Annotated in this window: 14 protein-coding genes; 4 read left to right on the forward strand and 10 right to left on the reverse strand. The window is 73.4% G+C overall.

Going from position 1 to position 12,127, the window contains the following annotated elements:
• Positions 1 to 12: 12 nt before the first annotated feature.
• Positions 13 to 1,179 (reverse strand): sensor histidine kinase, encoded by a 1,167-nt coding sequence (locus IH50_RS0122970; RefSeq protein WP_030865411.1) that lies wholly within the window; start codon positions 1,177 to 1,179, stop codon positions 13 to 15.
• Positions 1,180 to 1,287: 108 nt separating this feature from the next.
• Here IH50_RS0122970 and IH50_RS0122975 point away from each other — a divergent pair, with 108 nt between their 5' ends.
• Complete coding sequence (locus tag IH50_RS0122975) at positions 1,288 to 2,208, forward strand: ABC transporter ATP-binding protein (RefSeq protein ID WP_030865413.1); 921 nt, start codon at positions 1,288 to 1,290, stop codon at positions 2,206 to 2,208.
• A gap of 3 nt (positions 2,209 to 2,211) precedes the next feature.
• The gene (locus IH50_RS0122980; protein ID WP_030865415.1) at positions 2,212 to 2,937 is read left to right on the forward strand and encodes an ABC transporter permease; all 726 of its coding nucleotides are present in this window, start codon (positions 2,212 to 2,214) and stop codon (positions 2,935 to 2,937) included.
• Positions 2,938 to 3,101: 164 nt separating this feature from the next.
• Here IH50_RS0122980 and mug read toward each other — a convergent pair whose 3' ends face one another.
• The 7 genes from mug to IH50_RS0123015 all read right to left on the reverse strand — a co-directional run bounded on the left by mug (position 3,102) and on the right by IH50_RS0123015 (position 9,852).
• Positions 3,102 to 3,650 carry a G/U mismatch-specific DNA glycosylase gene (mug, locus tag IH50_RS0122985; RefSeq protein WP_063759502.1) on the reverse strand — a complete coding sequence of 183 codons (549 nt, stop codon included), beginning with the start codon at positions 3,648 to 3,650 and terminating at the stop codon, positions 3,102 to 3,104.
• Positions 3,647 to 5,089 carry an adenylosuccinate lyase gene (gene purB, locus IH50_RS0122990; protein WP_030865421.1) on the reverse strand — a complete coding sequence of 481 codons (1,443 nt, stop codon included), beginning with the start codon at positions 5,087 to 5,089 and terminating at the stop codon, positions 3,647 to 3,649. The genes mug and purB overlap by 4 nt, the downstream gene beginning before the upstream one ends.
• 72 nt (positions 5,090 to 5,161) lie before the next feature.
• A complete protein-coding gene (locus tag IH50_RS0122995; RefSeq protein WP_030865423.1) occupies positions 5,162 to 5,944 on the reverse strand; it encodes an SGNH/GDSL hydrolase family protein in 783 nt (260 codons plus the stop codon).
• A 58-nt stretch (positions 5,945 to 6,002) separates the two neighbouring features.
• Positions 6,003 to 7,016, reverse strand: a complete 1,014-nt coding sequence (locus tag IH50_RS0123000; RefSeq protein ID WP_030865426.1) for a hemolysin family protein — start codon at positions 7,014 to 7,016, stop codon at positions 6,003 to 6,005.
• Between the two features lie 15 nt (positions 7,017 to 7,031).
• Positions 7,032 to 8,330, reverse strand: a complete 1,299-nt coding sequence (locus IH50_RS0123005; RefSeq protein WP_234328226.1) for a hemolysin family protein — start codon at positions 8,328 to 8,330, stop codon at positions 7,032 to 7,034.
• 159 nt (positions 8,331 to 8,489) lie between these two features.
• Positions 8,490 to 8,915 (reverse strand): GNAT family N-acetyltransferase, encoded by a 426-nt coding sequence (locus IH50_RS0123010; protein ID WP_030865433.1) that lies wholly within the window; start codon positions 8,913 to 8,915, stop codon positions 8,490 to 8,492.
• Between the two features lie 115 nt (positions 8,916 to 9,030).
• On the reverse strand, positions 9,031 to 9,852 hold the full coding sequence (locus IH50_RS0123015) for an ABC transporter ATP-binding protein (RefSeq protein ID WP_030865435.1): 822 nt from the start codon (positions 9,850 to 9,852) through the stop codon (positions 9,031 to 9,033).
• 181 nt (positions 9,853 to 10,033) lie between these two features.
• Between IH50_RS0123015 and IH50_RS0123020 the strand changes: the two genes are divergently transcribed.
• Both IH50_RS0123020 and IH50_RS0123025 read left to right on the forward strand, forming a co-directional pair.
• Positions 10,034 to 10,273, forward strand: a complete 240-nt coding sequence (locus IH50_RS0123020; RefSeq protein ID WP_030865436.1) for a hypothetical protein — start codon at positions 10,034 to 10,036, stop codon at positions 10,271 to 10,273.
• A gap of 4 nt (positions 10,274 to 10,277) precedes the next feature.
• Complete coding sequence (locus IH50_RS0123025) at positions 10,278 to 10,652, forward strand: hypothetical protein (protein WP_030865438.1); 375 nt, start codon at positions 10,278 to 10,280, stop codon at positions 10,650 to 10,652.
• Here IH50_RS0123025 and IH50_RS0123030 read toward each other — a convergent pair whose 3' ends face one another.
• Together IH50_RS0123030 and bioD are read right to left on the reverse strand one after the other, a co-directional pair.
• Positions 10,653 to 11,342 (reverse strand): class I SAM-dependent methyltransferase, encoded by a 690-nt coding sequence (locus IH50_RS0123030; protein WP_030865440.1) that lies wholly within the window; start codon positions 11,340 to 11,342, stop codon positions 10,653 to 10,655.
• Positions 11,343 to 11,410: 68 nt separating this feature from the next.
• A complete protein-coding gene (bioD, locus tag IH50_RS0123035) occupies positions 11,411 to 12,127 on the reverse strand; it encodes a dethiobiotin synthase (protein WP_030865442.1) in 717 nt (238 codons plus the stop codon).

Below are 12,127 nucleotides of genomic sequence, written 5' to 3' on the forward strand. Positions count from 1 at the left end.
GGCCAGCGTAGATCAGCGCAACGGCAGCTCCACCCGCACCCGCCAGTCGCCCCGGTCGGGACCGGTGTGCGCCCGCCCGCCCAGCAGCGCCGCGCGCTCGCGTATGCCGCGCAGACCGCTGCCCCGGCCGGGCCCGGGCACCGCCCCGGTGAGCGGATTGCGGACCTCCAGGCCGAGCGAGCCGTCGTCGACCGCGATACGGACCCGCACGGGGACGGCGCCCGCGTGCCGCAGCACATTGGTCAGGGACTCCTGGAGGATGCGGTACCCCTCGCGGGAGACCGGCCCGGGCACGGTGTCCAGGGGCCCGGTCACGGCGACGTCGACCTCCGCGCCGGAAGCCCGCGCGGACTCCAGCAGCCGGTCGGCGTCCGTGAGGGCAGGGCGGCCGCCTGCCGGTCTTCCGGACTCGCGCAGGACGCCGAGGACCCGCTCCAGGTCCTCCAGGGCGGCCCGGCCGGTCTCCTCGATGGCGTCCAGCGCCCGCTCGGTGAAGGCGGGATCACCGGCCGCGCGGGCGGCGCCCGCCTGCACGACGGCCACGGTCAGGGCGTGACCGATGGAGTCGTGGAGTTCCCGGGCGATACGGGTGCGCTCCAGGAGCTGCTCGGTGCGTTCCTCCAGGGCGGCCAGCCGCTCGGCGGGGGAGGGGCCGAGCAGACGGCGGGCCAGCGCCGTGATCAGCCGGCCCGAGCCGACCGTGGTCGCCGCCAGGACCACCAGCACCGGAGGCAGCAGGAGGACGTGCCACCAACTGTGGCCTTCGAGGAGGAACGGCTCGCCGGAGGCCGTGTCCCCGCCGAACGCCACCACCAGGTCCACCGCGGCCATGAGCAGGTTCGCGGTGAACACGGAGGTGGCGCAGCCGATCAGCAGCCGCGCCTGAAGCCATACGACGAGCCTGCCCCGGTCGCCCCAGGAGGCGGACGGCGCGACGACGATGCCGGCGCTGTCGCTGTCGTGCCGCTGACCGGTCAGCAGCAGCCTGGCCTGCAGCCCCTCCACGGTGCGCATCGCGGGCACCAGCCCGACGGGCAGGAGCACCAGGGCCGCCGCCACCCAGGTCCACCACGCCTCCTCGAGGAACAGCCACATCGACGGCCACACGATCGCGATGAACAGATGCAGCGACCGTGTGTACGTCACCGCCCGGCCGAACGGGCGCAGCAAGCGGACCATTCCGTCATCGTGCCAGCCGCCGCTGACAGGAGACCTCCCCCGCCCGGGGGAGACGATCTCCACCGGCGGGGGAGGCCCCGACCCCGTACGAGCCGTCACGCTGCTGCCATGACCAGCATCGACGTCCAGGACCTCACCAAGGAGTACGGCACCCGGCGAGCCGTCGACCACCTCACCTTCCGCGTCCTGCCCGGCCGCGTCACCGGCTTCCTCGGCCCCAACGGCGCCGGCAAGTCCACCACCATGCGCCTGGTGCTCGGCCTCGACCACCCCACGTCCGGCTCCGCCACCATCGGAGGCCGCGCCTACACCACCTTCGAGGAACCCCTGCGCCAGGTCGGAGCCCTGCTCGACGCGCAGGCCGCCCACGGCTCCCGCACCGGCCGCGACCATCTGCGCGTCCTGGCGGCGAGCCACCGCATCCCGGACCGCCGGGTCGACGAGGCGCTGGAGGAGACCGGCCTGGGCCCGGTGGCACGCCGTCGGGTGCGGACCTACTCCCTGGGGATGCGCCAGCGGCTGGGCATCGCCGCCGCGCTGCTCGGCGACCCGGAGGTGATCATGCTCGACGAACCCTCCAACGGCCTCGACCCGGAAGGCATCGTGTGGATCCGCACCCTGCTGCGCCGGCTCGCGGACGAGGGGCGGACCGTCCTGGTCTCCAGCCATCTGATGAACGAGACCGCCTCCTTCGCCGACCACCTCGTCGTCCTCGGACGGGGCCGGCTCCTCGCCGACACCCCGATGCGGGAGTTCATCGACGCGCGCGTGCGCCCCGCCGTCCGCGTCCGCACCTCCGACCCCACCGCCCTCAAGAGCGTCCTCGCCGGGCACGGTCACGACGCCGTGGAGCATCCGGACGGCCACTGGACCGTGCCGGACGCGCGCGTGGACGACATCGGACGCCTCGCCTCCGCCGCCGGGGTGCCGATCCTCGAACTCACCGCGGACGAGGGCACGCTGGAACAGGCCTATCTGGATCTGACCGCCGCCGAGACCGAGTTCGCCGCACAGCCCCAGGAGGCCTGACCCATGCAGTTCGCACCCGTGCTCCGCGCCGAGTGGCTGAAGATCCGCACCGTCCGCTCGCTCCCCGGAGCCCTGTTCGCGCTGTTCGCCGCGACCACGGCGTTCTCCGCGATCGCCGGGGTCTCCGAGACGTCGGATCCCGAGTTCGACCCGCTGTTCATGGCCCTGTCCGGTGTCGCACCGGGGCAGATCGCCGCCATCTCCTTCGGCGCCATGGCCGTAGCGGCGGAGTACCACAACGGCGCCCTGCGGCTCTCACTGGCCGCGGTCCCGCGGCGCGGACGCTGGTTCGCCGCGAAGGCCACGGCGATCGCCGTCCCCACGCTGGCCGTGAGCCTGCTGACCGCCCTGGCCGCTCTCCTCGTGGCCCGGGCGGGGCTCGGTGAGGCGGCGAGCGGCCTCACCCCGGCCGAGCAGATCAGGGGCGTCGTGGGCTGCGCCGTCTACCTCACGCTGATGGCCCTGTTCGCCGCGGGCCTCGCGACCCTGCTGCGCAGCGGAGCGGCCACGCTGTCCGTGCTGATCCCCTTCATCCTCGTCGTGTCCTTCGTGATCGGGGACGCGGCCGGCACCGTCGCCGACTTCCTGCCCGACCGGGCCGGACAGGTGGTCCTGTACGAGACCCACGACGGAACGCTGGGCCCCTGGCCGGGACTGGCGGTCACCGCGCTGTGGACGGCCGCCGCACTGGCGGCCGGGGCGTGGAGCCTGCGCCGCCGCGACGCCTGACCGGAAGCCGCCGGCGCCCCGCCGCCCGCCCGTGCCGACGGGTTCACCGGACCGGTGGACATCGCCCGGCACATCGCCCGCATCGACGAGCTGCGCTTCCGCCTCTTCCCGGCGGAGTACGGCCCGCCGGACGTCGGAAACACCCCCGCCCCGGCCACCGGCCGTCACCGCCCGGCCGCGGCCTCCCGCAGCCGGGCGAACTCCTCCGCCAGCGTCGCCGGCGTCCAGTGCGCGTTCAGACCGCTGGGATTGGGCAGCACCCACACGCGGGTGTCGCCGATGGTCCGTTCCTGCGGCCCGACCCGGGCTTTCCGGTCGTCGAACGCCGCGCGGTACGCGGTGACCCCGAGCACGGCCAGCCATCGCGGCCGCAGCCGGGCCACCTTCAGGGCGAGCAGCCGTCCGCCCTCCCGGTACTCCTCGGCGCTCAGCTCGTCGGCCCGCGCGGTCGCCCGCGCCACCACGTTCGTGATCCCGAGACCGTACGACAGCAGTTCCCGCTGCTCGGACGGCCGCAGCAGCCGGGGCGTGAAGCCGGAGCGGTGCAGCGCCGGCCAGAAGCGGTTGCCGGGGCGGGCGAAGTGGTGGCCGGTCGCGGCCGTCGTCAGACCGGGGTTGATGCCGCAGAACAGCACGCGCAGGCCGTCCGCGATCACGTCCGGTACGAGACGGTCGCGGGCGGCCTCCAGCTCCTCCCGGGTGAAGCGCGTCAGAGGATCGCTCCGGGGGTGTAGCCGGCGGCCTCCGGGTGCCGCTTGACGAGCTCGTCGACGCGGGCGACCACGGTGGCGACCTGGTCGCCCGCGGCGCCGGTGAAGGACAGCTTGTCCGCCATCAGCGCCTCCAGCTCCGCGCGGCCGAGCGGCAGCCGCTCGTCGGCGGCGAGCTTGTCGAGGAGGTCGTTGCGCTCGGCCCCCTGCTCCCGCATGGCGAGCGCGGTGGAGACGGCGTTCTCCTTGATGGCCTCGTGCGCGACCTCGCGGCCGACGCCCGCGCGCACGGCGCCCATCAGCACCTTGGTGGTGGCGAGGAACGGCAGGTAGCGGTCCAGCTCGCGGGCGACGACCGCCGGGAAGGCACCGAACTCGTCGAGCACCGTCAGGAACGTCTCCAGCAGCCCGTCCAGCGCGAAGAACGCGTCCGGCAGGGCGACCCGGCGCACCACCGAGCACGACACGTCGCCCTCGTTCCACTGGTCGCCGGCCAGCTCGCCGGTCATCGAGGCGTAGCCGCGCAGGATGACCATCAGGCCGTTGACGCGCTCGCAGGAGCGGGTGTTCATCTTGTGCGGCATCGCGGACGAGCCGACCTGGCCCGGCTTGAAGCCCTCGGTCACCAGCTCGTGCCCGGCCATCAGCCGGATCGTCTTCGCCAGCGACGACGGCGCGGCGGCGAGCTGCACCAGCGCGGTGACGACCTCGTAGTCCAGCGAGCGCGGGTAGACCTGGCCGACGCTGGTGAACGCCTGCGAGAAGCCCAGGTGCCCGGCGATCCGCCGCTCCAGCTCCGCGAGCTTGCCCGCGTCGCCGCCGAGCAGGTCCAGCATGTCCTGCGCGGTGCCGACCGGGCCCTTGACGCCGCGCAGCGGGTAGCGGCCCAGCAGCTCCTCCACCCGGCCGTACGCGACGAGCAGCTCGTCGGCGGCGGTGGCGAACCGCTTGCCGAGGGTGGTGGCCTGCGCGGCCACGTTGTGCGAGCGGCCGGCCATGACCAGCTCGCCGTACTCGCCGGCCAGCTTGCCCAGGCGCGCCAGCACGGCCACCGTACGGTCGCGCATCAGCTCCAGCGAGAGCCGGATCTGCAGCTGCTCGACGTTCTCGGTGAGATCGCGGGAGGTCATCCCCTTGTGCACGTGCTCGTGCCCGGCGAGGTCGTTGAACTCCTCGATCCGCGCCTTCACGTCATGCCGGGTGACCTTCTCGCGCTCGGCGATCGAGGCCAGGTCCACGGTGTCGAGGACCCGCTCGTAGTCGGCGATCGCCGTGTCGGGCACCTCGATCCCGAGGTCCTTCTGGGCCCGCAGCACGGCGAGCCAGAGCTGCCGCTCCAGCCTCACCTTCTGCTCGGGCGACCAGAGCGTGGCGAGCTCGGCGGAGGCGTAGCGTCCGGCGAGGACGTTCGGGATACGGGGCTTGGCGGGCGCAGCAGTCACGTATCCGGAGTCTACTGGCGATTCCTGCAGGCCGGCGCCACCGGGTGGCCTGGAGGAAAGCACAAGGAGGCGCTACCGGCCCTCGTACGGCAGCAGCTCGGGCCGCTTCGGCGGCAGGCCGTCGCCCGAGGAGCGGCCGGTGAGACGGCGGCCGATCCACGGCAGCAGGTGCTGCCGCGCGAACCGGGCGTCCGCGACCCGACGGGCCACCCAGCGCGGCGGCAGCGTCGCCTCCGGGGGCAGATGCCACTCGGGGTCCTCCGGTGCGTGGCCCAGCGTCTGCCAGACCGCCTCCGCGACCCTGCGGTGCCCGTCCGCGGTCAGGTGCAGCCGGTCCACGTCCCACAGCCGGGGGTCGGCGAGCGACGGCGCCCCGTACAGGTCGACGACCAGTGCGCCGTGCTTCCCGGCGAGCTCGTCGACGCACTCGAACAGCGCCTCCATACGCGGGCGGAAGCGCTCCAGGACCGGACCCTGACGGCCGGGGCTGCGCATCAGCACCAGCTGCCCGCAGTGCGGCGCCAGCCGCTCCACGGCCTCCGTCAGCAGGTCCCGCACCCTCCCCATGTCGCACTTGGGCCGCAGGGTGTCGTTGAGCCCGCCGACCAGGGTGACGACGTCGGCCCGCATGGCGGCGGCGGCCTCGACCTGCTCGTCGACGATCTGCTGGATCAGCTTGCCGCGCACCGCGAGGTTGGCGTACCGGAAACCGGGCGTGACGGCCGCCATCCGCGCGGCGAGGAGGTCGGCCCAGCCCCGGTAGGTGCCGTCGGGGAGGAGGTCCGACATGCCCTCGGTGAAGGAGTCGCCGAGGGCGACGAGGCTGCTGTAGGGAGGAGTGGGATCAGTCTGCATGGCGACACAGATGGTATCCCGCGGCACATACCCGCCGGTCGGTCGCCCTCCCCCCGGCTCAGGCCCGCTGCCCGAACAGCTCCTGCAGCACGTCCTCCATGGTCACCAGCCCGGCCAGCCGCCCGTCGGCCCCGAGGACGGCCGCCAGATGCGTGCGGCTGCCCCGCATGGCGGTGAGGACGTCGTCCATCGGCGTGCTCTCCCGCACCCGCGCGATGGGCCGCATGTCGCCCAGCCGGAACGGCAGGTCCCGCGGCGAGGCGTCGAGGGCGTCCTTCACGTGCAGATAGCCGACGATCCGCCGCTGCTCGTCCACCACCGGGAAGCGGGAGAACCCGAACTCCGCCGACAGCCGCTCCAGCCCCTCCGGGGTGACCCCCACGCTCGCGTAGACGACGCGCTCCAGCGGCATCACCACGTCCCGCACCGGCCGCCGGCCCAGCTCCAGCGCGTCGTGCAGCCGCTCGCGCGCGCGGTCGTCGATGAGGCCCGCCTCGCCGGAGTCCTTCACGATCTGCGCCAGCTCGGAGTCCGAGAAGGACGCGGCGACCTCGTCCCGGGTCTCGACCCGCATCAGCTTCAACAGCGCGTTGGCGAACGCGTTGACCGCGAAGATCACCGGGCGCAGCGCGCGGGACAGCGCCACCAGCGGCGGACCCAGCATCAGGGCGCTGCGCACCGGTTCGGCGAGCGCGATGTTCTTCGGCACCATCTCGCCGAGCAGCATGTGCAGATACGTCGCGAGCGTCAGCGCGATCACGAACGACACCGCGTGCCCCGCGCCCTCCGGGACACCCACCGCGTGGAACACCGGCTCCAGCAGATGCGCGATGGCCGGCTCGGCGACGACGCCGAGGACCAGCGTGCACAGGGTGATGCCGAGCTGCGCGGCCGCCATCAGCGCGGACACGTGCTCCAGACCCCACAGCACGCTCTTCGCGCGCCGGTCGCCCTGGTCGGCGTACGGCTCGATCTGGCTGCGGCGGACCGAGATCAGCGCGAACTCGGCACCGACGAAGAAGGCGTTGACGACCAGCGTCGCCAGACCGATCAGCAGCTGTACGACGGTCATCGCCGTGCCCCCCTGTCATCCGTGGTCCCGGCCGTCCGCCGTTCCGCCGTCCGCTGTTCCGCCGTCCGCCGTTCCGCCGTCCGCTGTTCCGCCGTCCGCCGTTCCGCCGTCCGCCGTTCCGCCGTCCGCCGTTCCGCCGTCCGCCGTTCCGCCGTCCGCCGTTCCGCCGTCCGCCGTTCCGACCCGGGCGAGCTGGTCCACCCGCGCGAAGCCGTCGGCCGAGAACAGGGCGCGCCCGCTCTCGTCGGTGCCGGCCCGGGCCAGATCGGGGGTCTCGTGCGGGTCGTGCTCGTCGCGGACCTCGCCGACGACCTCCTCGACGATGTCCTCCAGCGTGGCCACACCGGCCGTGCCGCCGTACTCGTCGATCACCACGGCCATGGTGCGCCGCCCGGAGAGCCGGTCGAGGAGACGGTCGACGGTGAGCGATCCGGGGACCAGCAGCGGCTCGCGCATCAGCTCCGACACGGGCACCTGGGCACGGCGCTCCGCGGGCAGCGCCAGTACGTCCTTGACGTGGGCGGTGCCGACGACCGCGTCGAGGGTGTCGCGGTAGACGGGGAACCGGGACAGTCCGGTCGCCCGGGTCACGTTGGCCACGTCCTCACATGTGGCGTGCACCTCCAGCGCGATGACCTGGACGCGCGGTGTCATCACGTTCTCGGCGGTGAGGTCGGCGAGGTTCAGCGTGCGGACGAAGAGCTCGGCGGTGTCCGGCTCCAGGGCGCCCTCCCGGGCGGAGTGCCGGGCGAGCGCCGCGAGTTCCTGCGGTCCGCGCGCGGACTCCAGCTCCTCGGCGGGCTCCACGCCGAGGCGGCGCACGATGCGGTTGGCCGTGTTGTTCAGGTGGGTGATGAACGGGCGGAAGGCGGCGCTGAACCAGCGCTGCGCGTTGCCCACCCGTCTGGCGACGGCCAGCGGCGAGGAGATCGCCCAGTTCTTGGGCACCAGCTCGCCGACCACCATCAGGAACACCGTGGACAGGGCCGTGCCGATCACCAGGGCGAGGGAGCTCGCCACCGAGGCGGAGACACCGATGTCCTCCAGCGGGCCCGCGATCAGCGCGGCGATCGACGGTTCGGCCAGCATGCCGACCACCAGGTTGGTGACCGTGATGCCGAGCTGCGCGCCGGAGAGCTGGAAGGTCAGGTTCCGTACGGCCTTGAGGGCGCCCGCGGCCCCCCGCTCGCCGCGCTCGACGGCCCGCTCCAGCTCGGCCCGCTCGACCGTGGTGAGGGAGAACTCGGCCGCGACGAAGGCGCCGCAGGCGAGCGAGAGCAGGATCGCCGCCAGGAGGAGGAGCACTTCGGTCATCGGGTCACCTCTGTCCCATGGTCGGACAGGACGGGAACGGATGCGCGATGTCGCGGATCGGGAGGCTCGCCCATGGGCGGACGCACACAACCTTTCATGGAGGACCGAGTGGCCCCACAAGGGTAAAGGATCGGCAAAGGTGCGCTGTCGGGCCGTGGATCATCCGGTGAGGGGCTTCACCCAGCGCCGCCAGCGTTCCTCCCGCGCATACCCGGCGGAGCCCCAGGCATGATGGGCGGTCCTGTTGTTCTCGAGCACCATCGCGTCCGCGCGGCGCCCGCCGAGCCGTACGAACCGCTCCTCCGCGGCGGTCAGCAGCGCGGAGGCGATGCCCCGGCGGCGGTGGTCCGGACGCACCGCCAGCCGGTAGAGGTGGCACCGCCAGCCGTCGAAGCCCGCGATCACCGTGCCGACCAGCTCACCGCCGCTCTCCGCGAGGATCAGCGCCTCGGGGTCGCGGGCGACCAGCCGCTCCACGCCGTCCCGGTCGTCACTGATGCTCGTGCCCTCGGCGGCCACCTTCCAGAAGGCCAGCACGGTGTCGAGATCCTCGGGCGTCGCGGCCCGTACACGCAGCTCGGTCATGCGGTGATCACAGCACGTGTGCTCCCGCGCGACACGGCATTCCACGATGCGGACCACCCGGCCGCGTCTCCTCATACCGACCGCTCCGCACCACGCGGAACGCGCCCGCGCGGGGCTACTGGACACGTCCTTCGGACGGGCGGCCGAGGGTGTCCGCGGGGGCGCGGAGTACGTCGAAGCGCTTCATCCGTTCCAGCACCGACTCCGCCGTGGGCCGGCGCATCTCGTCCACGATCCGGCCGTCCGCGAGGAAGAGCACCAGATCGGAGTGGGCGGCGGCGCCCGGGTCGTGCGTGACCATCACGACGGTCTGTCCGAGCGCGTCCACGGCCTCGCGCAGAAAGCCGAGCACCTCGAGCCCCGCGCGGGAGTCGAGGTTGCCGGTCGGCTCGTCCGCGAAGATCAGCTCGGGGCGGGAGGCCAGCGCCCGCGCGCAGGCCACGCGCTGCTGCTGACCGCCCGACAGTTGCGCGGGCCGGTGCTTGAGCCGGTCCCGCAGCCCCAGTGTGTCGATGACCTGGTCCAGCCACTTCTCATCGGCCTTCTGGCCCGCGATGTCCATGGGCAGGGTGATGTTCTCCCGCGCATTCAGCGTCGGGATGAGGTTGAAGGACTGGAACATGAACCCGATCCGGTCCCGCCGCAGCCGGGTCAGCTCACGGTCCTTCAGCCCTGTTATCTCGGTGTCTCCCAGCCACACCTGTCCGGCGGAGACGGTGTCGAGCCCTGCCAGACAGTGCATGAGCGTGGACTTCCCGGACCCCGACGGCCCCATGACCGCGGTGAACCGTCCGCGCGCGATGTCCACGTCCACCGAGTCCAGGGCCAGCACGGTCGTCTCGCCCGAGCCGTACGCCTTGGTCAGACCGCGGGCGCGGGCCGCGATCCCGTCGGCCGACGCGAGGCCCGGGGCGTGTTCCGCAGCAGGTGTGGACAAGGCCGCCTCCGAGTGGACGTCAGGTCGTGCTCGTCGCGCCGAGGGTAGTGTGATATGGCCCACATCCGGTATCCCCCGTGGGTGCAGGTCCCCGATGCCGATGCAAGGGGCACGTTCTTCGTGTTCCCCGGCCCCGCCGCGGCACTTGCCGCCGCTAGCACCTCGGCGCTAGCTTCAAGGCATGGCGAAGACCCAGCTGAACGTGCGCGTGGACGAGGGCACCGCCCGCGCGGCACGGGAACGTGCCCTGGCGCGCGGGATGAGCGTGAACCGCTACATCGAGGAACTGGTCCGGCAGGACACCGGCGAGGCGGGCCGCGCCTTCGTCGAGGCCGCCGCCGACTTCATGAAGCAGTACGAGAGCGTCTTCGCCGAGGAATTCGGCAAGGAGCGCGAAGGCACGCGCGAAGGCCGACACTGAGCCGTTGAACGACCTGCGCATCGACCTCGCGTGGCTGCTCATGCTCGCCGAGCGGCAGACTCCGGGAGACCCCCAGGTCACCGACTGGGGCGCCCTCGTCGCCGCCGTCGCACGCCACGAGGCCGAGATATTCGACGTCCCCGTCTACGGCAGCCCGCACGCCCGCGCCGCCTCGCTGCTCCAGCTGCTGATCCACGTCCCCGCGCTGGAGCGCTCCAACGCCCTGTTCGCCTCCGCCGTCGCGTACGCCTATCTCGTCGCCGGCGGTCTGAAGGTCGTCACCTCGCCGGAGCAGGTGCGCGATCTGGCCCGCATGGTCAAGGACGGCGAGGCGACCGTGGACGACATCGCCGCCGAGCTGCGCCGCTGGTGCGAGTGATCAGCTCCCGTCGCCCGCCGGCCGCCACGCGGTGCCCATGACGCAGTACGAGGTGGGCAGCGCCGGTCCCTTGTCCGGCATCAGCACCCGCCGGTAGGGGCCGAGCTCGAACCCCGCCCGGCGCAGCGCGCCGACCGGGTCCCGCGCCACATGGCAGCCGCCGGCCAGCGGCGGCCACACCGTGCGGTCCAGCGCCCGCTGGGTGAGGCGCATGACCGGGCCGCCGCCCCGGCCGTGCTCGAAGAACCGCACCTCGCCGCCCGGCCGCAGCACCCGCCGCAGCTCCGCGAGCGCCCGCGGTACGTCCCGGACGCTGCACAGCACCAGGGAGAGCACCGCCGCGTCGAACGCCTCGCTCTTGACCGGCAGCGCCTCCGCCGCGCCCGGCGCCACGTCCACCGGCACCTGGGCGCGCAGGGCGGCCTCCACGGCCAGTGCCCGCAGCCCGCGCTCCGGTTCGATGGCGACGATCTCCGAGACGGTGCCCGGGTAGTGCGCGAAGTTCAGACCGTTGCCCGCGCCGATCTCGATCACCCGGCCGGACAGCCCGCCGAGCAGTCCGCGCCGTATCCCGGCCATCCCCGCGCGGGTCTCGGCGGCGACGCTGAGCCGGGCGTAGTACCGCGCGAACACCGGATGGTGCACGGCGTCCCGTTCCACCTTCATGGACCGGCCGGACCGTAGCTGCATGAGGACCTCCCCGGAACGGGCCTACGGCGATTCTCCCCCGAACCGGCGATCCACACCCCCGCTCGCCGTCAGGGCGCCTCGCGCACCCGGAACGTCTCCGCGTCCCAGGTCCCCTCGAGCCGGGGCGCCAGCCAGTGCGGTGCCGAGGCCCGGAACCCGGCGGGGTCCAGCGCGCCCGCCCCGGCCGGCACGGCGCCCAGCAGCGGGGCGCCGGTCACGTCCGGCAGGTCCAGCAGGTTGCACCGCGAGGCCAGGTCCGGCTCGGCGGGCCAGCTGCCGATCACCACACCCGCCAGGTCCAGCCCCCGCCCGCGCAGTTCACGGGCCGTCAGCTCCGTCACGTTCAGGGTGCCGAGCCCGGCCGACGCCACCACCAGCACCGGCGCGGCCAGCAGCGCCGCCGCATCCGCCAGCGTCCCGCCGGCCGCGTCGAACCGTACGAGCAGCCCGCCCGCGCCCTCCACCAGCACCAGGTCGTGCTCCGTGGCCAGCTTGGCGGCCCGCTCCGCGACCTCGTGCGGATGCACCGGCGCCCGGCCGGCCCGGCGGGCCGCCGTGGCCGGCGCCAGCGGATCCGGGTACCGGGCCAGTTCGGCCGTCGTCACCGCACCGGCGAGCCGCGCGACCTCCTCGGCGTCCCCGGCCTCCGCCGGAAGCACACCCGTCTGGGCCGCCTTCAGCACCGCCACCGACCGGCCGGCCGCCAGCGCCGTCGCGGCGAGGGCGGCCGTCACCACCGTCTTGCCGACCTCGGTGCCCGTGCCCGTGATCACCATCACCGGCAT

This window comes from Streptomyces sp. NRRL S-37 (genome assembly GCF_000721605.1).
Lineage (GTDB): Bacteria > Actinomycetota > Actinomycetes > Streptomycetales > Streptomycetaceae > Streptomyces.